Origin of the sequence: Xanthobacter autotrophicus, assembly GCF_005871085.1 — a bacterium.
Taxonomy (GTDB): Bacteria; Pseudomonadota; Alphaproteobacteria; order Rhizobiales; family Xanthobacteraceae; genus Xanthobacter; species Xanthobacter autotrophicus.
The window spans coordinates 23,078-49,170 of sequence record NZ_VAUP01000012.1 but is presented as its reverse complement, the minus strand read 5'-3'; the positions used below and the strand labels follow the sequence as shown (position 1 = coordinate 49,170).

Sequence of the window (26,093 nt, the reverse complement as noted above, 5' to 3'; positions counted from 1 at the left end):
ACTTGAGGCCCGCGCCCGTCTCGACCGCCACGCTGGCGCCAAGACCGACAAGACGCTTCACCGTATCCGGGGTCGCAGAGACCCGCGGCTCGCCGAGATCAACCTCGGCGGGGACAGCGATTTTCATCTAAGATGTCTCCGGTGCTCCAACCCGTCAGGGGGTCAGAGGAGGAAGATCCACATGAGGGTGAGGAGGACGGCGACCGCGATCGCGCCCCATTTGGTCAGGGCGGTGAAGAGCACATAGGTGCTCTCGTGCTCAGCGTAGTCGTTACCGTCCGCAATGGCGTATTCGGTCGTGGCGTGTTCAGCCATCTTTTCCCCCTTTTCAGGCCTCAATTAGCGCTTTAGCGGAGATGCGAATGTCTGGCAACCGGGTTGTGGTGTACAATATGCCAAATCCAAGCCGCTGAGTCACCGCCCTCATCCGGCAACCGTCTGAAGGCAATGGGAAAGGCACGGGCAGCTTCTTAAGTTCTTGTTTTGTTCTCGCTCGAGTGCTACTTTTTTTGCCATGAACCTCGAGCGCGAATCCCTCCCCGATCCTGCGAGCCAGCCCTCCTGCTCGGGCGAGTGTGCCATGGCAGCCAGGTCGCCGGCCGGTCCCCAGGTCAAGGCTGCCGCTCAGGTCAAGGCGGTACCGAAGACCGCCACCACCCCGAAGGCCACCCAGAAGGCCAAGGCGGCGCCGCTCGCGGCGAGCGAGCCGCGCGCCAATCGCATCCTCGGACGTCTTGTCGTGGAGAGGGCGGCTCCGCCCCCGGCGGTGCCGCCGGCCTTCGACGGGGAGGTCGGGATCGAGGTGGAGGCCGAGCGCCGGCGCGGTCGGGGGGCGGTCTCCAACGCCGCGGGGCGCTTCGAGCCGGCAGCCCGCATCCTGTTCGACGACGGGTGGCAGAGCCTGGAAGACCTGCCGCCCCTGCGCACGCAGGTGACGGAGGAGCGCGCGCGCACGGTCATCACCCGCAACCAGTCTCCTGACGTCGCCTTCGACCGCTCCATCAATGCCTATCGGGGCTGCGAGCACGGCTGCGTCTATTGCTTCGCCCGGCCGACCCACGCCTATCACGGCCTGTCGGCGGGGCTCGATTTCGAGACCAAGCTGTTCGTGAAGCCGGACGCGCCGGAGCTGCTGGCGCGGGAGCTGTCCCAGTCCTCCTACCAGCCCCGCGTCATCGCCATGGGCACCAATACCGACCCCTACCAGCCCATCGAAAAGCGCTACGAGGTCACCCGGCGCCTGCTGGAGGTGCTCTCCGAGTTCGGCCATCCGGTGGGCATCGTCACCAAGTCGGGGCTGGTGGCGCGCGACATCGACATCCTCGCCCCCATGGCCGAACGGGGCCTGGTGAAGGTGGCCATCTCCATGACCACCCTCGATCCGCAGCTGTCCCGCACCATGGAGCCCCGGGCCGCGAGCCCCCACGTGCGGCTCGGCACCATCCGCCGGCTTGCCGATGCGGGCATTCCAACGGCGGTGCTCACCGCGCCGCTCATCCCAGCGCTCAACGACATGGAGGTGGAGCGCATCCTCGACGCCGCCAAGGCCGCCGGCGCCAGCGAAGCCGGCTATGTCATGCTGCGCCTGCCGCTTGAGATCGCCGACCTGTTCCGCGAATGGCTGGTGACCCACTTCCCCGACAAGGCGCGACATGTGCTCGGCCTCATCCGCCAGATGCACGGCGGCAAGGACTATGACTCCACCTTCGGAAAGCGGATGCGCGGGGACGGCCCCTATGCCTGGACGGTGGGCCGCCGCTTCGAGATCGCCGCGCGGCGGCTCGGCCTTGCCGGCCGCGGGCTGAAGCTGACCACCGCCCATTTCCGCCGCCCCAAGCCGGCCGGCGTTCAGCTCAGCCTGTTCGATTGACGCGCCCCATGGAGACACCCGTGCCACCGCAACCCGCGCTGCGCCTGCATCTTGTCACCCTGGGGGTTGGCGACCTCGGCCGCGCCATCGCGTTCTATACGGCGATGGGGCTGGAACGGCGGGACCTGGACACGCAGGGCGTCGCCTTCTTCCTCGCCGGGCATGTGGTGCTGAGCCTGTATCCGCGCGACCGCCTGGCCGATGACGCCACGCTGGTCGACACGCCTCCGCAGCCCTTCTGCGGCCAGACCCTGGCCTGCAACGTGGCGCAGGAAGAGGAGGTCGCGCTCGTCATCGCCCGCGCCGTGGCGGCCGGAGGCAAAGAGGTCAAGCCGGCGCAGAAGGTGTTCTGGGGCGGCACCAGCGGCTATTTCGCCGACCCGGACGGGCATCTGTGGGAAGTGGCGCACAACCCCTTCTTCCCGTTCGATGCCGAAGGCCGGCTCACGGTGCCGGAGCGGGCCGCCTCATGACGGGGCGTGCGGACTGATCCTCGCGGGGCCAAGCTGGCCCGGGATCACTTGGCGCCATAGGCGCGCATGAAGACGCGCACCGCCCCCTTCACCGATTTCTCCACCGCAGCCGGATCGGGCGCGTCGGGCGCGCCGACGAGGGCGGGAATGGTCACCCCGTCCTTGCACAGGGTGAGGAACTGGCTCGCCGCCTGCTCCACGTCCTCGATGTCGAGCACGCCCTGCTCCACCTTGGCGGCGAGATAGGCCGACAGGCGGTACACCCCCTCGCAGGGCCCCGCCTCGAAGAAGCGTCGGCCGATGTCGGGAAACTTGGCGGAAATGGCAATCACCGTGCGCAGCAGCGCGATGCTGCTCGGCCGCAGGATGGCGTGGATGAACGAAAACCCGAGCTTGGTGAGGGCGGTTTCCACGTCCTCCTCCTCGGAATCCACCACGAACATGCGCTCGGCGGTCTCCTCGCACTCGCTGCCCACGAGGGCGGCGAAGAGGTCCTCCTTGTTCTCGAAATAGACGTAGAGCGTGCCCTTGGAGACCCCCGCCGCGCGGGCGATGTCGCCCATGCTGGCCGCATCGAAGCCCCGCTCGAAGAACACCCGGCGGGCGCCCGCGAGGATCTGGCTGCGCTTTTCCGGGTCCTGGCCCGCGCCATGCCCGCTGTCGCGGTGCCCGGTCTCGCGAGGCTCCGGGTTGCGCGGCTTGAGGTCCGCGCCACCAATCTCCGTCATACTCCCCCGTCTCTTTCTTTCCGGCCTTACGCTCTCGCGGGAGCGGGACCGGCGCGCAAGCCCCGGCCGGCGCATCCCGCGCCACGCGTGAACGACAGACATCCTCGCAGCACGAAAGCCTCGCAAAAAACCGACCGAACGGTTCAGTTCTCTCTTGCCAAGCTGGTCGCGCTCCGCTAGTTAATAAGCAACGAACCGAACCGTTCGGTCAATGTCGCGGTACCGCAACCCGCGTCGTGATCGAACCAGGGGGAGGAGAGCAACGCCCCCGCTCTCCTCCCCCGAATTTTTTGAGCGCACCTCAAAACCCACCGCCCAGTTGCGCCAGCACGCGGCAGGCCGGTGCGCTCAACCGCTTCTGACCGCGCGCGATCTGCGACATTCAGCCACATCACCTTGGCCGTCGCGCGCCGCACCTTACCTTACCGAAACCGATCCGGGCCCCTCTGGCGCAGTTCTGCTGCGCGATGTCGGATCACCGCGTGCTCAGCACTCACCGGAACCCATGGCCCATGATCGTACCCCACCAGAAATGATGCCGCCGCGCCCTCCCCACCGGCGCCGCGCGCTGTTCATGGTCAACCCCGGCGCCCGCCAGGGCACCGCGTCCCTCGGCGCGGTGCGCGACCTGCTGTCGGCCGAGCTCGACCTCACCGACGTGCGATGGCCCGGCGCCGCCGCAATCTCCGACACTATTCGCGCCCGTGCGGGCGAAGCCGATCTCGTCATCCTCGGCGGCGGCGACGGCACGCTGAATGCGGCCGCGTCGGGTCTGTTCGACACCCAGTTGCCGCTCGGCGTACTGCCGCTGGGCACCGCCAACGATTTCGCGCGCACCCTCGCCATCCCAACCGATCTTGCGGCCGCTGCCGACGTGGTCCTGGCCGGCGCACCGCGCCCCATCGACCTCGGCGAGGTGAACGGCCATCCCTTCCTGAACGTGGCCAGCATCGGCTTTTCCGCCGATCTCGCCCGCGCCCTGACGCAGGAGGCCAAACGCCGCTTCGGCGTGCTCGGCTATGGCATCGTCGCCGCCCGCCTTCTCATGCAGTCGCGGCTGTTCACAGCCTTCATCGAGCATGACGGACAGGTGGAGCATGTGCGCACCCTGCAAGTGTCCGTGGGAAACGGCCGGCACTATGGCGGCGGCATGACGGTGGAAGCCACCGCCACCGCCGACGACGGCCGGCTCGATTTCTACAGCCTCGAAGTCGACCACTGGTGGCGCCTGCTCGCGCTCCTGCCCTCGCTGCGGCGCGGCACCCAGGGCACCTGGGATGACGTGCGCACCTTCCGCACCACGCAGGTGGTGGTGCGCACCAGCCGTCCCCGCCCGGTGAACACCGATGGCGAGCTGGTCACCTATACCCCGGCTCATTTCCGGATCCGGCCCGCGGCCATCCTCGTTCATGCCCCACCGGCGCCCGCGTTTTCCTCGTTCCCCTCCCCTCACCTCCAGCCCGAAGGTTCTGCCTAGATGGACTACCTCCTTCAACTCGCCGCCGACCCCGCCGCGTGGGTGGCCCTGGTGACGCTGGTGGCCATGGAAGTGGTGCTCGGCATCGACAACCTCATCTTCATCTCCATCCTCACCAACAAGCTGCCGCCCCAGTACCGCACCAAGGCCCGGCGCATCGGCATCGGCCTCGCGCTGGTGATGCGGTTGGCGCTGCTCGGCACCATCGCCATCATCGTGAAGCTGACCGCTCCCATCTTCGAGGTGTTCGGGCACGGCTTCTCCTGGCGCGACCTCATCCTCATCGCCGGCGGCCTGTTCCTGGTGTGGAAGGCGACCACGGAGATCCACCACAATGTGGACCCGCGCACCCATGCGGAGGACGTGCAGGACGCAAAGGTCACCATCGGCTTTACCGCAGCCATTGCCCAGATCCTGATGCTGGACCTCGTGTTCTCCATCGACAGCATCATCACCGCCGTGGGCATGACCGAGCACATCCCCATCATGATCATCGCGGTGATCGCGGCGGTGACCTGCATGCTGCTGGCCGCCGATCCGCTGGCAAAGTTCATCGAGGCCAACCCCACCGTGGTGATGCTGGCGCTGGGCTTCCTCATCATGATCGGCATGACGCTGATCGCGGAAGGCTTCGGCGCCCACGTGCCCAAGGGCTACGTCTATGCGGCCATGGCCTTCTCCGCCGCCATCGAGGCGCTCAACATGCTGTCCCGCCGGCGCCGTCCGGCCTCCGGCGGGCATTGAGCGGGCCGCGCGGTCACGGACAAATGGCGGCTGGCGGGCCGCCATTTGCGCAAGGCCAATGGCAAGGCGGCGCGCGCCTCTCTATGCTCGTTTTGGGCCGGCCCGGCCGGCCCGATCTAAGTCTTCGAGGTCGAGAATGATCGCCCTGTTTGCATCCCGCACCGTTTGCGCGCTCGCCGCGACACTCAGCCTCCTCGCCTGGTCGGCGCCCGCCGACGCCGCCTGCCTTGAGCAGATCGTCACCGTGCAGGCGGAGCTCAAGGCGCGCGAGCCCGCGCCGAAGAAGCCGCCGTCCCAGGAACAGACCATCGGCGCGCAGACCGACCAGCAGCCGACCCCCGGCTCGCTGGCCGCCGCCGGCCTCACGCCGCCGGACAGCGGCGCCTATGGCGCGCTCAACCAGGCCATCAACCTCCAGGCCGGGGGCGACGAGGCGGGCTGTCTCAAGGCCCTCGCAGAGGCACGCCGGCTCGGCGGGCTGAACTGAGCCTGACCGGAGCTTTTCAAGCGCAGGGTGGGCCGGCTCGCGTCAGAGCCGGTCGCGCATGGCGTAATAGCTGAGGCCCGCCACCAGCAGCGGGTAGCGCATGAGCCTGCCGCCGGGAAACGGCGGCACCGGCAGGCGCTGGAGCAGGTCGAAGCGCTCCAGCTGCCCCTTCACCGCCTCGGCCAGGATCTTGCCGAACAGGGGCGCCAGCGCCACCCCCTGCCCGCTGTAGCCGGCCGAGACCAGCACCTTGTCCGACAGCCTGCGCACGAACGGCATGCGATTGAGGGTGATGGCGAGCACCCCGCCCCAGGCATAGTCGATGCGCACGTCCTGAAGCTGCGGGAAGATGCGCAGCATATAGGGCCGCACGAAGCCGGCCACGTCGGTCCGTAGGCCCCGCCGGTAGCTCTCGCCGCCGCCGAACAGCAGCCGGCCGTCGCCGCTCAGGCGGAAATAATTGATGACGAAGCGGCTGTCCGCCACCGCCGCGTCGTTGGCGATGATTTCCCGCGCCCGGGCCCCCAGCGGTTCCGTAGCGATGATGTAGTTGCAGATGGGCATGACATGGGTGTCCACCCGCCGGTCGAGGCCATCCATGAGGCCGTTGCCGCATTCCAGCAGGAAGCCGGCACGCACCACGGCGCCGCCTGCGGTGGTGACGGTGACCCCCGCCCCCTCCTCCTTCACGCCCACGGCGCGGGTACCCTCGAAGATCCGCGCGCCGGCCCCGGCCACCGCCTTGGCGAGACTGAGGGCGAAATTGAGCGGGTGGAGGTGGCCGGCTTTCCGGTCGATCACCCCGCCGTGGTAGGCATCGGTGCCCACCAGGGCGCGGATCTCCTCGCGGGTCAGCGGGTCGACCGCGTCATAGCCGTAGCGCTCCCGCAGCAGGCGGGCGTAGTCGTGGCTTTCCTTCACGAAGTGCGGCTTGTGGTCGGCATGGATCAGGCCGCTCTTCAGGTCGCACGCCATGCCGTGGCGCGCGATGAGGCCATGGACCAGCGCCTTGCCCTCCTCGGCGAGGTCCCAGAGCTTCTTCGCGTCGTCGAGGCCCACCGCCTTTTCGATCACGTCCTGGCCGTGGCGCTGGCCGGAATGGAGCTGCCCGCCATTGCGGCCCGACGCCCCCGAGCCGACGCGGGAGGCTTCCAGCACCACCACGTCGAAGCCGGCTTCCGCCAGATGCAGCGCGGCGGAGAGGCCGGTGTAACCGCCGCCGAGGATGCACACGTCCGCTTTCACCTCGCCCGCAAGCGGGGGAAAGGCGGGACAGGCGATGGCCGTCGCCGCGTACCAGGATGCGGCATGCCCGGCGGGATCGAGCCCCGCCGGCGGCCTGGATTGAGCCTCGCCCACCATGCGCGCCGTCAGACGTTCAGCAGCAGATATTCCCGCTCCCACGGCGAGATCACCCGCATGAAGGTCTCGAACTCCGCCTGCTTCACCGCCGCATAGGCGGCCACGAAGCGATGGCCGAGCACCTCGGCGAGGGGCTCGCTGTCCGAGAAGGCCGCCACCGCCTCCAAGAGGCCGCGCGGCAGGTCGAAGTCGAGGTTCTTGGCATCACCCTCAAGCGGATCAGTGGCGCGCAGGTTCTCGGTGAGGCCGAGATAGCCGCACGCCAGCGAGGCGGCGATGACGAGATAAGGATTGGCGTCGGAGGACGGCACCCTGTTCTCCAGCCGCCGCGCCTCGGGGGTGGAGGGGGGCACGCGCAGGCCCGCGGTGCGGTTGTCGTAGCCCCATTGCAGGTTGATGGGTGCCATGGAATCGCGCGTCAGCCGCCGGTAGGAATTCACATAGGGCGCCATGATGCACATGACGGACGGCAGGTATTTCTGGTGCCCGGCGATGAAGGAGAAGAATTCCGGGGTCGGGTCGCCGTCGTCGTCCGAGAAGATGTTCTTGCCGGTCTGCGCCGAGATGACCGACTGGTGGATGTGCATGGCGCTGCCCGGCTCGTTGGCGATGGGCTTGGCCATGAAGGTGGCGTAGATCTTGTGGGCCAGCGCCGCCTCTCGGATGGTGCGCTTGAACAGGAACACCTGGTCGGCCAGCGTCAGCGGATCGCCGTGGCGCAGGTTGATTTCCATCTGCGCGGCGCCGTCCTCATGGATCAGCGTATCGATCTCGAGCCCCTGGGCTTCGGAATAATCGTAGATGTCCTCGAACAGGGCGTCGAACTCGTTCACTGCCTGGATCGAATAAGACTGCCGGCCGATCTCCGGGCGGCCCGAGCGGCCCACCGGCGGCTTCAGCGGATAGTCGGGATCGGTGTTGGGCTCCACCAGATAGAATTCGATCTCCGGCGCCACCACCGGCTTCCAGCCCTTCTTCTCGTAGAGCGAGATGACGTGGCGCAGCACCTGGCGGGGCGCCAGCTCCACCGGGCGGCCGTCGCGATGATAGGCGTCGTGGATCACCTGGGCGGTGGGGTCCTGCGCCCACGGCACCGAGCACAGGGTGGCAAGGTCCGGCTCCATCACCAGGTCGCTGTCGGCGACCACGGAATCCACCAGCCCCTCATAGTCCGGATACTCGCCCGAAATGGTCTGGAAGAAGACCGACAGGGGCAGGTTCATCACCGGGGAGGAGAAGAATTTCGAGGCGGGCATGATCTTGCCGCGCGCGACGCCCGCGAGATCTGGGACGGTGCACTCAATTTCGGTGATGCCCCGGCCGGCCATCCAGGCCTTGGCCTCGGCGAGAGAGCTGACACCCCGCGGCGCCGTCACCGGAGTCTTTTGCGCGCCCTTGCTGCGTTTCGCCATGATGTCCTCGCGCGTGAACCGCTCACGCCCGATGAGGGAACACCTGTGCCATGGCGGGTGTCAACGCGGCGCTGTCAATGCCGGGCCGTCTGTGCCGGAATGGGGCACTTTCGCGCCATCCCGCCGGGCCGGGAACAGGCCCCGAACGAATCGCGACCGAATCGCATGGTTCCCGCTGTTCCTGCTTCTCCCCCTACGACCTGTGGGGGTGCGACAGGCCGCATGGCGGATTCAGGCCGGCGCGCCTCAGGGGCGAGGCGCGCTCACCGGGACGGTTCCCGACTTCACCTGCGTTTCGAAAGAGGAGGCCGCCAGCACCGCCGTGCCGATCATGGTGGCCACCGACACCTTGAAGGGCGCCAGCAGGCGGGTGCCGGCGATGGGCACCAGCCAGACCTGCATATCCTTGTTTTCCTGCATATATTTCACGGTAGACCGGGTCGGACGATGGCCGGCGACCGGGCTGTAGCGCACTCCGCACACCACGGCGGAGCCGGCATAGCCCTCGGCCTTCACCTTCTCCGTCCGCAGGAACGAAAGCTGTAGATCATAGCGCTGCCGGCCGTCGAACACCGGGATGGAACGGTCGCAGGCGGCGGCGGAGAGGAGGTCGGCGGTACCGGGCACGTAGATGAAAGCCCCGCTCATGGGGTCGATGACGTTCTGGAGCGCATCGCTCGTCACCGGCACGCGGTCGGGCACCGGCTTCAGCGGCGGTTCCACGTCCATGTCCTTGACCGCCCCGCCAGCGATGGTGATGCGGGCGGTCTCGGCCTTGCCGTCGGCCTCGGCATTCATGGCATAGACGCGGGGCGCCATCTTGCCGCCAGCCAGCGCCCCGCGCGACGCCGCCACGCCTTTGCCGGAGGACACCGCGCGCAGCACACCGGTGACCCGGGCGGCGCCGGTGATTTCGTAGGCGGTATCCCCCGCCTCCACCACGATGGAGCCACGCCCGAGTTCCACGCTGCCCACCGTCAGCGTGTATTTGGCTTCGAGGCGCCCATCGGCGCGGGCCGGGCCGGGCCGCGCCAGCAGGGCGCCGGCCAAAATGGCTCCAGCCGTCGCGAAAGCGTGCGCGGACAGAAAGGCGGAACGGGCGTTGCTCATCGGTGCGTCCGTGGCCGGAAAGGCCGGTTGTTCACGGGAAAGGCCCGCAAATCGGCGGCATTGTTACAGATGCGCAGGGAAGGCGGCTGAACTGTGGCTCGCCCCCCATCGGGAAAACCGCGCCCCAATGCCGCGAGAACGCCCCGCGAATCCTCATGGGTCATTGACTTTACGACCGTTTGTCACGATCTTTCCAGCCTACCCTGAGACGCGGGTCACATGGACGACGGCAGGAGCCGGCGCCGTGGCCCATTCGCCTCGGGTATTTCGTCAATGTCTGAGGAGTGAAAAGCCATTCGTCGCCCCATGAGACCCGTCGCGCCGGAGAAGGATGGTCCGCGCGTCAACGAGGAAATCCGCATCCGCGAAGTCCAGCTGATCGACCAGGATGGGCAAAACCGCGGCGTGGTGGCCATTCGCGATGCTCTCACCCTTGCGCAGGAAGCCGGCCTCGACCTCGTCGAGATCTCGCCGAATTCCGCGCCCCCCGTCTGCAAAATCCTCGACTACGGCCGGTTCAAATACCAGAACCAGAAGAAGGCGAGCGAGGCCCGCAAGAAGCAGAAGGTGGTGGAGGTCAAGGAAATCAAGCTCCGCCCCGGCATCGACACCCACGATTACGAGGTCAAGATGCGCTCCATGGAGCGCTTCTTCGAGGAAGGCGACAAGGTGAAGGTCACCCTGCGCTTCCGCGGCCGCGAGATGGCGCACCAGGACATCGGCTTCAAGCTGCTTCAGAAGCTGAAGGAGGATGTCGCCGCCATCGCCAAGGTGGAGGCCGAGCCTATGCTGGAAGGCCGGCAGATGATCATGATCCTCTCGCCCAGGTGAGCCTCTCGCACGGGGGAGCCCCGCACGAGAATGGGGAAAGTCAGTCAGGCCGGGCCTGACGCGGACATCTCCCGCAAGGACCGCTCAAGCACCCAAGAGCCCGTTCGGATCAGATTGCACCGCGATCTGATCCGAACGGGCTCTTTTTTTGGCCCATCCGGGGCGGCTCCGAAGGGATCGGAAATCACGCGTTTCAGCTGCCGGAGCGGCACGGGCCGTGCGACATCTTTCGCACACGGCCCAGACAGAATGATCGATGCACGCACATTGATACCGCCGCCATCGTCCTGCCACCTGAAATGGTATTGCGACGCCGGGGCAGTTTGCTAGACACGGATTAATCCAATTCGCAGTTAAGCCCTGAATGCTGGTTCTGCTCATCAATCTTGCCCGTCGCCCCGATCGACTCGCTTTCGTGCGCAACCAGCTGGATGCGCTGGAAATCGCCTTTGAGCGCATCGACGCCATCGACGGGAAGGCCGTGAACGTGGGGCCGGGCACCGACCTCATCTCCCCAGTCGAACGCGCCTGTGCCCTCAGCCATCGCGCGGCCTGGACACGCTTCCTCGAAACCGACGAGAGCCACTGCCTCATCCTCGAGGACGACGTGCTCATCTCGCCGCAGGCAAGGTGGTTCATCGAGGACCCGCCCGGTTTCCCCAAAGGCGCGGAAATCCTGCGGCTGGAGACGCGATTGCAGCTCTCGCTCCTGGGATCGGGGCGGCGGTGCGGTCCGCCGGGCTTCAAGGTGCATCCCCTGTTTTCAAGGCACCACGGCTGCGCGGCCTACATCATCACCCGCGCGTTCGCGGAGCGCGCGCTGCGCGATCTCACCGTGTTCGTGGAGCCGGTGGACGAGGTTCTGTTCGAGGTTAAAAGCCCGAACTACTACCCCAATGTCTCCTACCAGGTGCGCCCCGGCGTGTGCCTCCAGGCCGAGCTTTACGAGCCGGCGCAGAGCGCAGCCGTTTCAAGGTCCGACCTGGAGATGGACCGCCGGGTCCGCTTTCCCCGGCACGAGCCGGGCCCCCGCATCAAGGTGCAGCGGTCGTTCCTCAAGAAATGTCTGCGCGAGGTCGCCCGCTGGTGGCGCCGAAGCAAGGCGAAGGTGGAGTTTCTCTATGCGCGGTTCATTGTCCGGCGCGCCTGGCGCGACGTCCCCTTCGCCGGCGGGATCCTCCCGGTTGCTGCCGCCACGCTTTCTGTTTCTGGAAGTGAACAAGCGCTGCAACCTGAAGTGCAAGCATTGCGACTTCTGGCAACGGACGGATGACGACCGGGCAAACTACCTCTCTGTCGCCGGCCGCTCCCAGCTGATCGCGGAGTTTTCGCAGATCAATCCCAAGGGCAACGTGGTGATCTGCGGCGGCGAGCCCATGCTCGATCTGGAAGATTACTTCACGCTGGCGAAGGCATGCCGCAGCAATGGCCTTAACGCCCTCTCTGTGGTCAACGGCACGCGCATCCGCGAGGACAAGCTGGCCGAGCGCATGATCCTTGAAGGGCCGCACGAGATTTCCATCTCGCTCAACAGTCCCTTTCCGGCGCAGCATGACGAGACCCGGGGCGTGCCCGGCGCGTTCGACAAGGCGGTCCGAGCCCTGCGGCTTCTCGTGGCCGCCCGCAAGCGTCTGAACGCCCAGGACAAGACTCGCATCTATGTGATGGGGCTCATCTTCGGCGACAATTATCGCTCCATCGATGCCTTCTACGATCTCGTCCTGAACGACATCGGCGCCGACAAGCTGAAGCTGAACTTCCTCCAGCCCAGCTTCGGCCAGGCCGGCGAGCAGGACCCCTTCTTCGCCGCCCAGACACAGGTGGACCCCGACGAGATCGTGGCCATCCTGAACCACTGCGACGCCAAATACGGCCTCGGCTACAACCCGCTGTGGGTGGCCCAGGTGGGCATGTATTTCCGCTCGCTCACGGGCGCGTCGGACCTCGGCCGCGGCTGGCATTCCAAGACCGCGACGCAGGAGCACATCTGCAACTCCTACGACCGCAACATCATGGTCAATCATTACGGCGTGGCGCGGCTGTGCTTCTCGGGCCAGTTCCCGGGCAAGACGCTGCAGCGCAGCGGCGACCTGAAGCGGTTCTGGCTCGGCTCCGACAACATCCGCAAGCTGATGCGCTCCTGCAACCAGTTCTGCGGCATCAGCCACAGCGTGAAGCGCGAGAGCAGCACGCTCGATGGCCGGCAGAAGATGCTTGACCATCAGGCCGATGCCGCTCCCATGCGGCCCGATCTCGGGATTGCAGGCGACCTGACCTGGAAGATCATGGCCGGCATGCAGGCCGTCGCCCGCTTCACCGAACGGCCCCTGCCCTGAGTCCGGCAACCGGACCCTCCAAGCCTCGAGCGTGCGCGTTGAGCCCGCGCTTTCTGGCGAACCCATTCCGGCATCCGGCGTTGTGACAAAAGAACGAACCGCGCGCCTGCATCATCCGGGTGTAGCGCCGCCAGGAAAGTCCGCTATAAGTTGCACAATCTGACATTGCATTCGATGACTCACGCATGCAGATTCTGCTCATCAATCTTGCCCGCCGACCCGATCGGCTTGCGTTCATGCGCAGCCAGCTCGATGCCTTGGGCCTGGCATTTGAGCGCATCGAGGCTGTCGACGGGCGACAAGAGGACGTGGGGCCGGGCACGGACTTGGTCACCCCCGTCGAGATCGCGTGCGCGCTCAGCCACCGCAAGGCGTGGCTGAGGCTTCTCGACAGTGGTGACAGTCACTGTCTCGTCCTTGAGGACGACGTGCTGATCGCGCCAGGCGCAAAGCTCCTGCTCGACAACCCGCGCGGCCTGCCCCGCGACGCGGACATCGTGCGGCTGGAAACCACCTTGGAGCGCACCCTTCTCGGGTTCGGCCAGCGGTGTGGGTTGCCAGCCCACAAGGTTCACCGCCTCTATTCGCGTCAGCGTGGCACCGCTGCCTACATCATCACTCGCGCGTTCGCGGAACGGGCCGTACGCGATCTCACCACGTTCGGGGAACCTATCGACGATATCCTCTTCGTCGTGGACAGCCCTGGGCATTTTCCGAGCATCAGATACCAGATCCGCCCGGGGCTCTGCCTCCAGGCGGATCTATACGCGCCCGCGCGAAAATCCCTCCTCGCCGCATCGGATCTCGATACAGACCGGAAAATCCGTTGGGTCCCCCCAAAGCCGGTTTCCAGAATCAAGACAAAGTATTCTTTCTCGAAAAAATGTTTACGCGAGTTAAACCGCTGGTGGCGCCGAAGCAGGGCGACTGCCAACACTCTCCATCAATACGTCATCGTCGGGCGAATCTGGCGGGACGTGCCCTTCATCGGGACCGTCCTTCCCGCCGCCGCTACTGCTCTGGCCGAAGCTGAAACGCTGCCTTCATGCACACCGGCCAGCCATGCCATGCCGACGGACATCGCGACGAAACGATCGACCGGGCCCGATCCTGTCCGATGGGGCCCGGAGCCGCATTCGCAGGGTCGGGCGAGGTCCTCGATCCGCTCCTGACGGGTCCCGAAGCTCCCAAAAAGAAAGCCCGGCGCATCGGCCGGGCCTCCTTTACGCTCAGCCCACTGCCGGTCACGGGCAGGGATGCTGGTATCCGTCATAGCCGGTGTAGGTGCCGGTCGCCGGGTTGTAGGACCGGAAGCGCTGCATGCAGTAGGCCACCGCATCGTCGCCGTAGACCGGCTCGGCCGTGGCCGCCACGGCACCCAGGGCAAGGCCGCTGGCGACGCCGAGGGCGATCCACCCGCCATTGTTGTTGTAATAGCCCCAGCCCCAGCCGGGCCGGTACCAGCCCCAGCCCGGACGCCACGCACCCGGACCCCAGGCCCCCGGCGGCGGCCGCCAGCCCGGATGGCCCCAACCGGGACCACCGCCGGGACCCCACCCCGGACGCCCTGGACCCCAGCCCGGACGCACAGGCCCAGGACCTGGACGAAAGCCGGGACGATAGCCCCCGACATAACGGGGCCCCACGGCACGCGGTCCCACATAGCGGGCGCCGCCATAGCGCGGCCCTGCCATGTAACGGGCACCGCCACCGTAGCGCGGAGCCATCATGCGCGGCCCACCGCCATAGCGGGGACCACCCCCCACCCGCATGCCGCCGCCGCGATAGCCGCCGCCGCGGTAACCGACGACGTCCGCCGTGGCCGCGGCGCGTTGCATGTCTGCGTTCACGAGACCGAGCCGCAACGCCTGCGCGCTGGCGGGGCCTGGGGAAAACGAGAGCACGCTGCCCGCGACCATGGCGGCCGCGAGCAATGCCACTCTTTTCGTTCCGAACATGATTGCTCACTCCCTTGACGCGATACAGACTCACCGGAGTTTGTGTCGTTTGTTTCGCCGACCCTTGACAACCTACGGCGACAACGCGGCGAAGTTGTTGCCGTTGCTCAAATTCCGGCGGCGCGCGTTCAAGCCTGCGTGACGGTGCGGCACACAAACTCCATCGCACCGCAGCGCCAGCTGGCCACGTCCGGCCTGCCGCGCGCTTGCCTTTCCCGTCATCCTCCTGTAACGACTTTCGCCTTCGAGCCGGCCGGCGAACAAGGGCTGCCGCGCTGGCTCATATCGCTCAACAGCAACAAGAGGCTGAGCGTTCCCCGCCGCAAGGCGTGGCGAACCCATGCCACGGAGAGCCAAATGCCCAAGATGAAGACCAAGTCGGGAGCCAAGAAACGCTTCCGCCTGACGGGTACGGGAAAAGTGATCGCGGGCCAGGCCGGCAAGCGCCATGGCATGATCAAGCGGACCAACAGCCAGATCCGCAACCAGCGCGGCACGACCATCCTCGCCGAGTGCGATGGACGGATCATCCGCAAGTCGTTCCTGCCGAACGGCTGACGCCGCACCGCGATCTGAAGGAGTTTTTCCATGGCCCGCGTCAAACGTGGCGTTACTTCCCACGCCAAGCACAAGAAGGTCTTCGAAGCCGCCAAGGGCTTTTACGGCCGTCGCAAGAATACCATCCGCGCTGCCAAGTCGGCCGTCGAACGGTCGATGCAGTATGCCTACCGCGATCGCAAGGTTAAGAAGCGCAACTTCCGTGCGCTCTGGATCCAGCGCATCAACGCCGGTGTGCGCGCGCTCGATCTCGACCTGACCTACTCGCGCTTTATCAACGGTCTCGACAAGGCCGGGATCGAAGTCGACCGCAAGGTGCTTTCGGATATCGCCATCCACGAGCCCGATGCGTTCAAGGCCCTGGTGGAAAAGGCCAAGGCCGCCCTGGCCTGAGCCGGGCTCGCCTGAGCTTCCACCCCCGTCTTTGCGAGACCTTCAAAAGCCCCGTGCGGTCATCCGTCCGGGGCTTTTGCGTTTGGGCGGCCCCCGTCTATAAGCGGCGCAACCGTCCGCGAGCCGCGCCCGCCCGCCCCCGCGGGACTTCCAGAACTTCAAGAGTATCGACATGTCCGACATCGACGTGACCGACCAGAGCGCCATCGCGGACCTGGAGCAAGACATCGCGAGCGCGATCATGCGCGCCGAGGATGAAGCCGGCCTCGAAGAGGTGCGCATTGCCGCCCTCGGCAAGAAAGGCTCGGTCTCGGAGCTGCTCAAGTCGCTGGGCGCCATGAGCCCGGACGAGCGCAAGGTGATGGGCCCGGCCATCAACGGCCTGCGCGACCGGGTGCAGGGCCTCATCACCCATCGCCGCGCCGCGCTGAAGACCAAGGCCCTGGAAGCGCGCCTCGCCACCGAGACGGTGGACGTGACCCTCCCCGTCCGCGAGGCCGCCGCCGAGACCGGGCGCGTCCACCCCATCGCCCAGGTGATGGAGGAGCTGACCGCCATCTTCGCCGACATGGGCTTCTCGGTGGCGGAAGGCCCGGACATCGAGGACGACTTCCACAACTTCACCGCGTTGAACTTCCCCCCCGGCCATCCGGCGCGGGAGATGCACGACACCTTCTTCCTGCCTCCCGACGCGGACGGGCAGCGCAAGGTGCTGCGCACCCACACCTCCCCGGTGCAGGTGCGCACCATGCAGACCAAGACGCCGCCCATCCGCGTCATCTGCCCCGGCCGCACCTATCGCTGCGACTCAGATCAGACCCACACCCCCATGTTCCACCAGGTGGAGGGGCTGGTGATCGACAAGGGCGCCCATCTCGGCCACCTGAAGTGGATTCTGGAAGAATTCTGCAAGTCCTTCTTCGAGGTGGAGGGGGTGAAGATGCGCTTCCGCCCGTCCTTCTTCCCCTTCACCGAGCCTTCCATGGAAGTGGACATCCAGTGCGACCGCTCCCGCCCCGGCGAGATCCGCTTCGGCGAGGGCTCGGACTGGCTGGAGATCCTCGGCTGCGGCATGGTGCACCCCAACGTGCTGCGCAATTGTGGGCTCGACCCGGATGAATACCAGGGCTTTGCCTGGGGCATGGGCATCGACCGCATCGCCATGCTGAAATACGGCATGAGCGACCTGCGCGCCTTCTTCGAGGCCGACGTGCGCTGGCTCTCCCACTACGGCTTCCGCCCGCTGGATTTCCCGACCCTCGCCGGCGGCCTGAGCGCGTAAGGAGCAGGACCCATGAAATTCACCTTCTCCTGGCTCCAGGACCACCTTGAGCCCACCGCCTCCTTCGACGCGATCGTCGAGCGCCTGTCCCTCATCGGCCTCGAGGTCGAGGGGGTGGAGGACAAGGCCAAGCAGCTCGCGCCCTTCGTGGTGGGCGAGGTGCTGACCGCCGAGAAGCATCCCAACGCCGACAAGCTGAAGGTGTGCACCGTCTCCATTGGGAAGGGCGAGCCCGTCCAGGTGGTGTGCGGCGCGCCCAATGCGCGGGCGGGGCTGAAGACCGTGTTCGCGGCGCCGGGCACGGTCATTCCCACCTCCGGGCTGGAGCTGAAGATCGGCAAGATCCGCGACGTGGAAAGCCGCGGCATGCTGTGCTCGGCCCGCGAGCTGGGCCTGTCGGAAGAGCATGACGGCATCCTGGAGCTGCCGGAGGACGCCACCCCCGGCGCGCCCTTCGCCGAGGTGCTGGGCCTCAACGACCCGGTGGTGGAAATCGCCGTGACCCCCAACCGAGCCGACTGCCTCGGCGTCGCCGGCGTGGCGCGCGATCTCGCCGCCGCCGGCCTCGGCGAGCTGATGGCGCCGAAGGTGAAGCCGGTGGACGGCACCTTCCCCGCGCCGCTGGGCGTGACGCTGGAATTCGGCGAGACCGGCTCGCTCTGCCCCGCCTTCGCCCTTCGGGTGGTGAAGGGGGTGAAGAACGGCCCCTCCCCCCAATGGATGCAGGACCGCCTGCGCGCCATCGGGCTGCGCCCCATCAACGCGCTGGTGGATGTCACCAATTTCATGACGTTCGACCGCAACCGGCCGCTCCACGTCTTCGACCTTAACAAGGTGAAGGGCAATCTGGTGGTGCGCCGGGGCCGGCCGAGCGAGACCCTGCTGGCGCTGGACGGCAAGACCTACGCGCTGGATGAGACCATGTGCGTCATCGCCGACGAGAACGGCGTGGAAAGCCTTGCCGGCATCATGGGCGGCGAGGCCTCCGGCTGCGACGAGAGCACCACCGACGTGGTGATCGAATCCGCCCTGTGGGACGCCATCACCATCGCCCAGACCGGGCGCAAGCTCGGTATCAATTCCGATGCCCGCTTCCGCTTCGAGCGCGGCGTGGATCCGGACTTCACCGTGCCGGGGCTGGAGCTGGCCACCCATCTCATTCAGGAGATCTGCGGCGGCGAGGCCTCCGAGGTGGTGCTGGCCGGCGCCATTCCGGACACCACCCGCACCATCGCCTTCCCCCTCTCCGAGGTGAAGCGCCTCGCCGGGCTGGAAGCCTCCGAGCAGGAGATCCGCACCGTGCTGGAGGCGCTGGGCTTCGCCGTTTCCGGCGCGGCGCCGGTGCTGGATGTGGTGCCGCCCTCCTGGCGTGGCGACATCGAGGGCAAGGCGGATCTGGTGGAAGAGGTGGTGCGCATCCTCGGCCTTGATCGCGTGCCGGCCACCGAGCTGCCGCGTGGGGACGATGCCCGCAAGGCGGTGCTCACCCCGCTCCAGCTGCGCAGCCGCAAGGCCCGCCGGGCGCTGGCCGCGCGCGGCATGGTTGAGGCCGTTACCTGGTCCTTCGTCTCGCAGGAGGCCGCCAGGACGTTCGGCGGCGGCGCGGCCGAGCTGGCCCTGTCCAACCCCATCGCCGCCGAGCTGTCGGACATGCGGCCGAGCCTGCTGCCCGGCCTCATCAAGTCGGCCGGCACCAATGCGGCGCGCGGCTTTGCCGACGTGGCGCTGTTCGAGGTGGGCCAGATCTTCCTGGACGACACCCCCACCGGCCAGCGCCAGGCGGCCACGGGCCTGCGGCGCGGCACGGCCAAGCCCTCGGGCGCCGGTCGCCACTGGTCCGGTACCGCCGGAGCGGTGGACGTGTTCGACGCCAAGGCGGATGCCTATGCGGCGCTCGCAGCCTGCGGGGCGCCGGTGGCGAACCTCCAGGTCACCACCGATGCGCCGGGCTGGTACCATCCCGGCCGCTCGGGCACGCTTCGCCTCGGCTCCAACGCCATGGCCCATTTCGGCGAGATCCATCCCGCCGTGCTGGAAGCGCTGGACGTGAGCGGCCCGCTGGTGGCGTTCGAGATCATCCTCGACAAGATCCCCGAGCCCAAGGCCAAGGCGACGCGGGTGAAGCCCAATCTCGATCTCTCCGCCTTCCAGGCGGTGAAGCGCGACTTCGCCTTCGTGGTGGGCCGCGAGGTGGCGGCGGCGGACATATTGAAAGCCGCCCAGGGCGCCGACAGGAAGCTGGTCACCGCCGTGAACCTGTTCGATGTCTATGAGGGCAAGGGCATCGACCCCGACAAGAAGTCGGTGGCGGTGGAGGTCACCCTCCAGCCGCGCGAGCGCACCTTGACCGACAAGGAGATCGAGGAGGTGGCAGGCCGCATCGTCGCGGACGTTACCAAGAAGACCGGCGCCACCCTGCGGGCCTGACCCGCGCCCCGATCCCATTTCGCGGCGGCGCTTATGCTGCACCGCCGCGAATGCAATTTGCGAAAGGGCGGAAAAGGGCCTCCGGGCCTGCCCCGAAAAGCGCGCCGCGGTCTGCCGTAAGACCGGATTAGTTATTATAATACCGTTTATATGCTACTTTTTGCCGTCTCGGGAGCTATTCTCAAGCTTCCGGCGTTCGTTCGGTCACGAAACCGTGCTATCTCGCAGCTGCGAAATTCAGGCCCGCAGGAGCTCTCTGCATGTTCCCCACACCCAAGCCGGTCTTGACCCCCAACACCTATGCGTACGAGTCCGAGCCCATGGTGAAGCCGACCGGCTTCCGGGAGTATGACGCACGCTGGTTGTTCCAGAAGGAAATCAACCTGATGGGCGTGCAGGCGCTGGGCATGGGCCTCGGCACCCTGATGCACGAGATGGGCGTGAAGCCGGAGATCGTGACGGGTCACGATTTCCGCAGCTATTCGTCCTCCATCAAGCTGGCGCTGGTGTCCGGCCTCATGGCGGCGGGCATCAAGGTCCACGACATCGGCCTCGCCATGTCGCCCATGGCCTATTTCGCCCAGTTCGCCCTGGACGTGCCGGCGGTGGCCATGGTGACCGCCTCCCACAACGACAACGGCTGGACCGGCGTGAAGATGGGCGTCAACCGCCCCCTCACCTTCGGCCCCGACGAGATGACGAAGCTCAAGGAGATCGTCCTTAACGCCAAGTTCGACCTCAAGGGCGGCGGCTCCTACGTGTTCGTGGAGAATTTCCCGGACGTCTACATCAAGGACCTCACCGACCGTCCCAAGCTGAAGAACCCCATCAAGGCGGTGGTGGCCTGCGGCAACGGCACCGCCGGCGCGTTCGCCCCGAAGATCCTTGAGGCGCTGGGCGTCGAGGTCATCCCGCTCGACACCGAGCTGGACCACACCTTCCCCAAGTACAACCCGAACCCCGAGGACATGGAGATGCTCCATGCCATGCGGGACGCGGTGCTGGAGCACAAGGCGGACGTGGCGCTGGGATTCGACGGCGACGGCGACCGCTGCGGCGTGGTGGACAACACCGGCGAGGAAATCTTCGCCGACAAGGTGGGCGTGCTGCTCGCCCGCGACCTCGCCAAGATCTACCCCAACCCCACCTTCGTGGTGGATGTGAAGTCCACCGGCCTGTTCGCCACCGACCCCGAGCTGATCAAGCTTGGCGTGAAGGCGGACTACTGGAAGACCGGCCACTCCTACATGAAGCGCCGGGTGAACGAGACCGGCGCCCTCGTCGGCTTCGAGAAGAGCGGCCATTATTTCTTCAACAAGCCCATCGGCCGCGGCTATGACGACGGCCTCGTCTCCGCCATCGCCGTGCTCGACATGCTGGACCGCAACCCCGGCAAGAAGCTCTCCGACCTGCGCGAGGCCCTGCCCAAGACCTGGTCCTCGCCCACCATGTCGCCCCACTGCACCGACGAGGCCAAGTACGGCATCGTCGCCAAGGTGGTGGAGCATTACGAGAAGCTCGCCAGCGAAGGCGCCCTCGTCACCGGCCAGAAGATCCGCGACCTCGTGACGGTGAACGGCGTGCGCGTCACCTGCGAGGACGGCTCCTGGGGCCTGGTGCGCGCCTCCTCCAACAAGCCCGAGCTGGTGGTGGTGGTGGAGAGCCCGGTTTCCGACGCCCGCATGCGCGAGATGTTCAAGGAAATCGACGGCGTGCTGCGCACCTTCCCGGAAGTGGGCGCGTACAACCAGACCATCTGAGCGGGGCGGCCCGCCGCCTCTTTTTCGGCGCGCGGATGCTTTAGCGTTGCAAGTCTTCGACCCTCCGCCGTCGTCCGGCGGAGGGTTTCTCGTTTCAGGGCCCGGCCCACTCCGGGCGGCCCCTGGCATAAGGCAACAGATTGACCCTCGACGCGCCCTTCATCGCCATCGTCGGTGCCGGCCCGGCGGGCCTCGCCGCCGCGGAAATGCTCTCCGCCGCCGGGGCGCGCGTCGGCGTCTATGACCGCATGCCGTCCGTCGCCCGCAAGTTCCTCATGGCCGGGCGCGGCGGGCTCAACCTCACCCATTCGGAACCGCTGCCGCGCTTCCTGAACCGCTACGGCGCGGCCGAGGGCCGCCTCGCCCCGGCGCTGGAGGCGTTTCCCCCGGAAACCCTGCGCGACTGGGCCTTGGGGCTCGGCGAGGAGACCTTCGTCGGCTCCAGCGGGCGGGTGTTTCCCCTGAGCTTCAAGGCCTCGCCCTTGCTGCGCGCCTGGCTGGCGCGGCTCGCGCAGCAGGGCGTCACCTTCCACCTGCGCCACGCCTTCCGGGGCTGGAGCCCGGCGGGCGCCGTGCAGTTCGACACCCCGCAGGGTCGGGCCGAAGTGATGGCCAATGCCGTGCTGCTGGCGCTGGGCGGCGCCTCCTGGCCGCGCCTCGGCTCGGATGGCGGATGGGTGGAGGGGCTGCGGGCCTTGGGCGTTTCGGTGAACGCGCTGGCCCCCTCCAACATGGGCGTCACCATCTCCTGGTCGGAGAGATTCCGCACCCGCTTCGCCGGCACGCCGCTGAAGCGCATCGCCCTGCGCTTCGGCAAGACCCTGGTGCGCGGCGAAGCGGTGGTGACGGCCACGGGGCTGGAGGGCGGCGCCATCTATGCCCTCTCCACCGACCTGCGGCGGGCGCTGGGCCACCGCTCCATCACCCTCCATCTCGACCTGCGGCCGGACGTGGACGAAAAGGCCCTCGCCGCCCGGCTCGCCACCGCGCCGCAGAAGGCCTCCTTCTCCACCGTTCTCGGCAAGAATGGCGGCCTTGCCCCGGTGGCGGCGAACCTGGTGCGCGAAGTCACCGGCCCGGTGCGGCCGGATGCGCAGGCCCTCGCGCGCCTCATCAAGGCGCTGCCGCTGGAAGTGACCGGCCATGCCGGGCTGGAGCGCGCCATCTCCACCGCCGGCGGCATCGCCTGGAGCCATGTGGGCGACGACTACGCCCTCGCCGGCCTGCCGCCCCACCTGCCCCCGGTGTTCGCCGCCGGCGAGATGCTGGATTGGGAAGCCCCCACGGGCGGCTATTTGCTGCAGGCCTGCTTCTCCACCGGCCGCGCGGCGGCGGCGGGCATCAAGGCCCGGCTGAATTTCTGAAGAGAGGCGCCGTCGCGCTCCCTCTCCCGCGTGCGGGGGAGGGTTGGGGAGGGGGAAGGGCACACGCCGTCGAAACCGGTGGCCTCAGTGGCCCCAACCTGCCCTCACCCGCTGAAGCCGCCGCCATCCAGATAGGCCTGCTCCTCCGCCGACATGGGGCGGCCGAGGATGGGGTTGCGGTGGGGGAAGCGGCCGAAGCGGTCGATGATCTCCTTGTGGACCAAAGCGTAGCGCACGCCCTCCTCCTGCCCCAGCGCGCGGTAGAGGTCCACGCAGCGCGCCTGCGCCGCCCCGTCTTCTGCGTGCATGAAGGGCAGGTAGAAGAAGCTGCGCAGGGCCGCCGCGATGCCGGGCGCCCCGTCGAAGCCCCGCGCCACCGCTTGCTCGGCAGCGGCCAGCGCGCGGGGGTCGGTGGCGAAGGCGCGAGGGGTGGCGCGGAACACGTTGCGCGGCACCTGATCCATCAGAATGATCCAGGCCAGCGCGCCTTCCGGCGTCTCCCGCCAATCGTCCAGCGTGCCTGCTAGGGCGGCCTCATGGGCCGGCAGCAAGGCTTCGCGCACCTCGTCGTCGAAGGCCGCGCCGCCGCCGAACCATTTATCCCGGCCCGCCGCCAGCCAGAAGGCGAGCACATCCGCAGGCACCGTTTTCCCAGGTGTCATGTCCTTGAGCATCACCGCAGCCCCGGCGGCGCGAGTGGATTGTCGGTGAGCGCGGCGCGGTCCGGCGTATCCACCTGCGGCACGCCGAGGAAGGCGTTGAACAGGCGGGCGATGACCTTGGGGTCGAGGTCGCGCACGATCATCACCAGCCGGGTGCGATGGTCGTCGTCCGGCCAGGCGGGCAGGCGCGCGGGCGGGTGCATCACATGTTGCACGGCGTGGATGACGATGGGCGCGTCCGGCTCCTCCGCCACCTTCACGATGCCCTTCATGCGCAACACGTTGCCGCCATGGGTGGCACGCAGCAGCTCCAGGAACAGGTCGAGGGTGGAGGCCGGAATGGCGGCGTCGGTGGCCAAAGTGAAGGCGCGAATGCGGGCATCGTGGCGGTTGGGATCGAGGCCCGCCCCATCCGGCTCCGCCGCCGCCACATCCTCCGCCGCGAGCCAACGGGCCACGTCCGGCGCCTTGCCGGCGGCAACATAGAGCCCGGCACCGAGAATGGATGCGGCATCCGCTTCCCCCGCCGCCGCGTCCAGCAGCCGGGCGCCGGGGGCGAGGCTTTTTAGCCGTGCCTTCAGCGCCTCAAGTTGCGGGCGGTCCGCGTCCGCCACGAGGTCGGTCTTGGTGAGGACGATGCGGTCGGCCATGGCCGCCTGCTTCACCGCCTCCTCATGGGCATCCAGGGTGGCATCGGCATTCACCGCATCCACCACGCAGACGAGGCCGTCGAGCCGGTAGCGCAGGCCGAGATAGGGGTGGGTCATCAGGGTGTGGATCACCGGCGCCGGATCGGCAAGGCCCGTGGTCTCGATGATGACGCGGGCGAACGGCGGCAGGCGATCGTTGTCGCGGCCGCGCAGCAGGTCCTCCAGCGCCGCCACCAGATCGCCCCGCACGGTGCAACACAGGCAGCCCGAGGCGAGCATGACGATACCCTCCTCCACCGGCCGCACGAACAGATGGTCGAGCCCCACCTCGCCGAACTCATTGATGAGCACGGCGGTGTCGGCCAACCCCGGATCAGCGAGGAGCGCGTTGAGCAGGGTGGTCTTGCCGGCACCGAGGAAGCCGGTCAGCACGGTGACCGGAATGGGCTCCGGCGGTCCGCGACGGGGCGCGGGCGCGGTGTCGGCCGGCGCGTTTTGGGCGGGCGCCTCTGGGGCGGGCACGTTGCCCGGCATGGCGGTGTCTCCACAGGACAAAGGGACGTCTCTTCCCCCTGCCTCCATCACCCCGCGCGCCGGGTCAAGGGCGATGGATCTTCGTCACGCGCGGAGCGTCGCGGATGCATACCCGGCCGGTGCGCCTGGGGCACGGGCTGGATGCGGCTTTCTTTCGGCTGGAGACGGTTTGAACACCGCCGTCCACCGAGGCGCGCGCCTCAGGTGGCGGGCTTGGGCGCGGGGGCGGTGCTCTCGGCCGGGGTTTCGGCGGGCTTCGGCTTGGGCTTGGGCTTCGGTGCGGGCACCGAGCCGGCGGTGATCGGCGCCTGGGGCTGCACCTGCTTCTTCTGCGCCGTGCCGCTCGCAGGCTTGTCGCTCGCAGGCTTGTCGCCGGAGGTGCTGGCGGTCGCAGTCGCGGGCTTGGCGGCGGTCTTGGGCTTCGGCTTGGCGGCCGGCTTGGCGCCGTCACCGCTTTCGGCGGAGGCGCTCTCGCTGCCGGCGGAGGTCTTGGCCTGCTTGGTGTCCTTGGCGCCCGGCTTCTTCTTCGGCTTTTCCTCCTCGGGATAGGCCGAAGCGAGATCCTGCGGCGCGCCGCGGGTGCCCACATAGACCACCACCGGCGGCATGGAAGGCGGCAGGGTCTGGAGCAGCTCGGCGCCGGACTTGGGCAGCACCGGCGCGGCAAAGGCGAAGCCGCCGCTGCTGCCTTCGGATTCGTCGTCGGCCTCGGAGGCGGTCACGGCGCGCTTGCCGCCGCACACCTCGGGCTTCATGTCGTAGGCCGGGCCGCCGGTATTGGAAATATTGGACAGAAGCGGCTGCGCCGACCCGAACACCCCCCAGGACGACTGGAAGCCCTTTTCGAACAGCAGCGCCGCCTGCTCGGTGCGGGCGGTGCCGGAGCGGGCGCCCAGGATCACCGCGATGAGCCGCTTGTTGCCGCGGGTGGCGGTGGCCACCAGATTGTAGCCGGAGCCGCAGACGAAGCCGGTCTTCATGCCGTCCGCGCCGGGATAGCGGTCGATCAGGCGGTTGTAGTTGCGCAGCACCGCCTTGCCGATCTTGATGGCGGGGATGCGGAACAGGGCCTCGTGCTCGGGGAAATGATAGATGATGGCCCGCGCCAGGATGGCGAGGTCACGGGCGGTGGTGATCTGGTCCGGGTCCGGCAGGCCGTTGGGATTCTCGAAATGGGTGCCGCTCATGCCGAGATGGGCGGCGGTGGTGTTCATCTCCGCCACGAAGGCGGGCATGGAGCCGGCGACGCCTTCGCCCACCACCCAGGCCATGTCGTTGGCGGACTTCACCAGCACCATCTTCATGGCGTTGTCGAGGGTGACCACCGTGCCCGGCTTGAAGCCCATCTTGGACGGCTGCTGGGAGGCAGCGGCGGCCGAGACGGTGAGGGGCGTATCCAGGGTGAGGCGCCCGTTCTTCACCGCGTTGAGCGCCACATAGACGGTCATCAGCTTGGTGACGGAAGCGGGATGCCAGGGCCGGCCGGCTTCTTTCTGGTCCAAAACGCGGCCGGTATCGGCCTCCACCAGGAGAACCGGATTGGCCTGCGCGGGCTGTGCGAGCGCGAGGCCGAGCACCGCAGCGGCAAGACCGAGACAAAGTCCACGGCAGGCATCGCCCATGGAAGTCGCCCGGGCGCCGGGACTGGATTTCGTGCGCGCCAACCGATCAGCTC

General features: G+C 67.6%; 24 protein-coding genes and 1 pseudogene. 15 read left to right on the top strand and 10 right to left on the bottom strand.

Going from position 1 to position 26,093, the window contains the following annotated elements; all coding sequences use genetic code 11:
* Positions 1 to 127, bottom strand: a pseudogene (locus tag FBQ73_RS04425) (NAD(P)(+) transhydrogenase (Re/Si-specific) subunit alpha); the annotation flags it as partial.
* Between the two features lie 35 nt (positions 128 to 162).
* Positions 163 to 315 carry an aa3-type cytochrome c oxidase subunit IV gene (locus FBQ73_RS04420; protein ID WP_138398306.1) on the bottom strand — a complete coding sequence of 51 codons (153 nt, stop codon included), beginning with the start codon at positions 313 to 315 and terminating at the stop codon, positions 163 to 165.
* Positions 316 to 514: 199 nt separating this feature from the next.
* Between FBQ73_RS04420 and FBQ73_RS04415 the strand changes: the two genes are divergently transcribed.
* The gene (locus FBQ73_RS04415) at positions 515 to 1,870 is read left to right on the top strand and encodes a PA0069 family radical SAM protein (RefSeq protein WP_138398305.1); all 1,356 of its coding nucleotides are present in this window, start codon (positions 515 to 517) and stop codon (positions 1,868 to 1,870) included.
* A gap of 20 nt (positions 1,871 to 1,890) precedes the next feature.
* On the top strand, positions 1,891 to 2,343 hold the full coding sequence (locus tag FBQ73_RS04410) for a VOC family protein (protein WP_138398304.1): 453 nt from the start codon (positions 1,891 to 1,893) through the stop codon (positions 2,341 to 2,343).
* A gap of 44 nt (positions 2,344 to 2,387) precedes the next feature.
* Here the strand turns inward: FBQ73_RS04410 and FBQ73_RS04405 are convergent, their stop codons facing one another.
* A complete protein-coding gene (locus tag FBQ73_RS04405; protein ID WP_138398303.1) occupies positions 2,388 to 3,071 on the bottom strand; it encodes a TetR/AcrR family transcriptional regulator in 684 nt (227 codons plus the stop codon).
* 532 nt (positions 3,072 to 3,603) lie between these two features.
* On the opposite strand from FBQ73_RS04405, the gene FBQ73_RS04400 reads away from it, so the two are divergent.
* The 3 genes from FBQ73_RS04400 to FBQ73_RS04390 all read left to right on the top strand — a co-directional run bounded on the left by FBQ73_RS04400 (position 3,604) and on the right by FBQ73_RS04390 (position 5,779).
* Positions 3,604 to 4,548: a lipid kinase gene (locus FBQ73_RS04400; RefSeq protein ID WP_138398310.1), complete on the top strand. Its 945-nt coding sequence runs from the start codon at positions 3,604 to 3,606 to the stop codon at positions 4,546 to 4,548.
* On the top strand, positions 4,549 to 5,292 hold the full coding sequence (locus FBQ73_RS04395; RefSeq protein ID WP_138398302.1) for a TerC family protein: 744 nt from the start codon (positions 4,549 to 4,551) through the stop codon (positions 5,290 to 5,292). It begins immediately after the preceding gene.
* 136 nt (positions 5,293 to 5,428) lie between these two features.
* A complete protein-coding gene (locus FBQ73_RS04390; protein WP_138398301.1) occupies positions 5,429 to 5,779 on the top strand; it encodes a hypothetical protein in 351 nt (116 codons plus the stop codon).
* 42 nt (positions 5,780 to 5,821) lie between these two features.
* Here the strand turns inward: FBQ73_RS04390 and FBQ73_RS04385 are convergent, their stop codons facing one another.
* The 3 genes from FBQ73_RS04385 to FBQ73_RS04375 all read right to left on the bottom strand — a co-directional run bounded on the left by FBQ73_RS04385 (position 5,822) and on the right by FBQ73_RS04375 (position 9,663).
* Positions 5,822 to 7,141 (bottom strand): NAD(P)/FAD-dependent oxidoreductase, encoded by a 1,320-nt coding sequence (locus tag FBQ73_RS04385; protein WP_138398300.1) that lies wholly within the window; start codon positions 7,139 to 7,141, stop codon positions 5,822 to 5,824.
* An 8-nt stretch (positions 7,142 to 7,149) separates the two neighbouring features.
* The gene (locus tag FBQ73_RS04380) at positions 7,150 to 8,553 is read right to left on the bottom strand and encodes a glutamine synthetase family protein (protein WP_138398299.1); all 1,404 of its coding nucleotides are present in this window, start codon (positions 8,551 to 8,553) and stop codon (positions 7,150 to 7,152) included.
* Between the two features lie 246 nt (positions 8,554 to 8,799).
* Positions 8,800 to 9,663, bottom strand: a complete 864-nt coding sequence (locus FBQ73_RS04375) for a DUF3108 domain-containing protein (RefSeq protein ID WP_138398298.1) — start codon at positions 9,661 to 9,663, stop codon at positions 8,800 to 8,802.
* Between the two features lie 306 nt (positions 9,664 to 9,969).
* Here FBQ73_RS04375 and infC point away from each other — a divergent pair, with 306 nt between their 5' ends.
* From infC to FBQ73_RS04355, 4 genes are all read left to right on the top strand, one after another.
* Positions 9,970 to 10,494 carry a translation initiation factor IF-3 gene (infC, locus tag FBQ73_RS04370; RefSeq protein ID WP_012113959.1) on the top strand — a complete coding sequence of 175 codons (525 nt, stop codon included), beginning with the start codon at positions 9,970 to 9,972 and terminating at the stop codon, positions 10,492 to 10,494.
* Positions 10,495 to 10,858: 364 nt separating this feature from the next.
* Positions 10,859 to 11,767 carry a glycosyltransferase family 25 protein gene (locus FBQ73_RS23065; protein ID WP_138398297.1) on the top strand — a complete coding sequence of 303 codons (909 nt, stop codon included), beginning with the start codon at positions 10,859 to 10,861 and terminating at the stop codon, positions 11,765 to 11,767.
* A complete protein-coding gene (locus FBQ73_RS04360) occupies positions 11,679 to 12,830 on the top strand; it encodes a radical SAM protein (RefSeq protein WP_246089560.1) in 1,152 nt (383 codons plus the stop codon). Before FBQ73_RS23065 ends, FBQ73_RS04360 begins: the two co-directional genes overlap by 89 nt.
* Positions 12,831 to 13,015: 185 nt before the next feature.
* Positions 13,016 to 14,002 (top strand): glycosyltransferase family 25 protein, encoded by a 987-nt coding sequence (locus FBQ73_RS04355; RefSeq protein WP_138398295.1) that lies wholly within the window; start codon positions 13,016 to 13,018, stop codon positions 14,000 to 14,002.
* Between the two features lie 72 nt (positions 14,003 to 14,074).
* Here the strand turns inward: FBQ73_RS04355 and FBQ73_RS04350 are convergent, their stop codons facing one another.
* Complete coding sequence (locus FBQ73_RS04350) at positions 14,075 to 14,770, bottom strand: BA14K family protein (protein WP_170218742.1); 696 nt, start codon at positions 14,768 to 14,770, stop codon at positions 14,075 to 14,077.
* Positions 14,771 to 15,145: 375 nt separating this feature from the next.
* On the opposite strand from FBQ73_RS04350, the gene rpmI reads away from it, so the two are divergent.
* The 6 genes from rpmI (at position 15,146) to FBQ73_RS04320 (ending at position 22,572) form a co-directional block, all read left to right on the top strand.
* A complete protein-coding gene (gene rpmI / locus FBQ73_RS04345; RefSeq protein WP_041575364.1) occupies positions 15,146 to 15,346 on the top strand; it encodes a 50S ribosomal protein L35 in 201 nt (66 codons plus the stop codon).
* 30 nt (positions 15,347 to 15,376) lie between these two features.
* Entirely contained in the window at positions 15,377 to 15,739 is a 363-nt protein-coding gene (rplT, locus tag FBQ73_RS04340) for a 50S ribosomal protein L20 (protein WP_138398293.1), read from the top strand.
* A gap of 172 nt (positions 15,740 to 15,911) precedes the next feature.
* Complete coding sequence (pheS, locus tag FBQ73_RS04335; protein ID WP_138398292.1) at positions 15,912 to 17,021, top strand: phenylalanine--tRNA ligase subunit alpha; 1,110 nt, start codon at positions 15,912 to 15,914, stop codon at positions 17,019 to 17,021.
* Positions 17,022 to 17,033: 12 nt separating this feature from the next.
* Positions 17,034 to 19,448: a phenylalanine--tRNA ligase subunit beta gene (gene pheT, locus FBQ73_RS04330; RefSeq protein ID WP_138398291.1), complete on the top strand. Its 2,415-nt coding sequence runs from the start codon at positions 17,034 to 17,036 to the stop codon at positions 19,446 to 19,448.
* Positions 19,449 to 19,708: 260 nt separating this feature from the next.
* Positions 19,709 to 21,208, top strand: coding sequence for a phosphomannomutase/phosphoglucomutase (locus FBQ73_RS04325; RefSeq protein ID WP_138398290.1), 1,500 nt, complete (start codon positions 19,709 to 19,711; stop codon positions 21,206 to 21,208).
* A 140-nt stretch (positions 21,209 to 21,348) separates the two neighbouring features.
* Positions 21,349 to 22,572 (top strand): TIGR03862 family flavoprotein, encoded by a 1,224-nt coding sequence (locus tag FBQ73_RS04320; protein WP_138398289.1) that lies wholly within the window; start codon positions 21,349 to 21,351, stop codon positions 22,570 to 22,572.
* 104 nt (positions 22,573 to 22,676) lie between these two features.
* Here FBQ73_RS04320 and FBQ73_RS04315 read toward each other — a convergent pair whose 3' ends face one another.
* The 3 genes from FBQ73_RS04315 to FBQ73_RS04305 all read right to left on the bottom strand — a co-directional run bounded on the left by FBQ73_RS04315 (position 22,677) and on the right by FBQ73_RS04305 (position 26,040).
* Positions 22,677 to 23,234 carry a DUF924 family protein gene (locus FBQ73_RS04315; protein WP_210236662.1) on the bottom strand — a complete coding sequence of 186 codons (558 nt, stop codon included), beginning with the start codon at positions 23,232 to 23,234 and terminating at the stop codon, positions 22,677 to 22,679.
* Positions 23,235 to 23,245: 11 nt separating this feature from the next.
* Positions 23,246 to 24,418 (bottom strand): CobW family GTP-binding protein, encoded by a 1,173-nt coding sequence (locus FBQ73_RS04310; protein WP_246089559.1) that lies wholly within the window; start codon positions 24,416 to 24,418, stop codon positions 23,246 to 23,248.
* A 200-nt stretch (positions 24,419 to 24,618) separates the two neighbouring features.
* A complete protein-coding gene (locus tag FBQ73_RS04305; RefSeq protein ID WP_246089558.1) occupies positions 24,619 to 26,040 on the bottom strand; it encodes a D-alanyl-D-alanine carboxypeptidase family protein in 1,422 nt (473 codons plus the stop codon).
* Positions 26,041 to 26,093 lie beyond the last annotated feature (53 nt).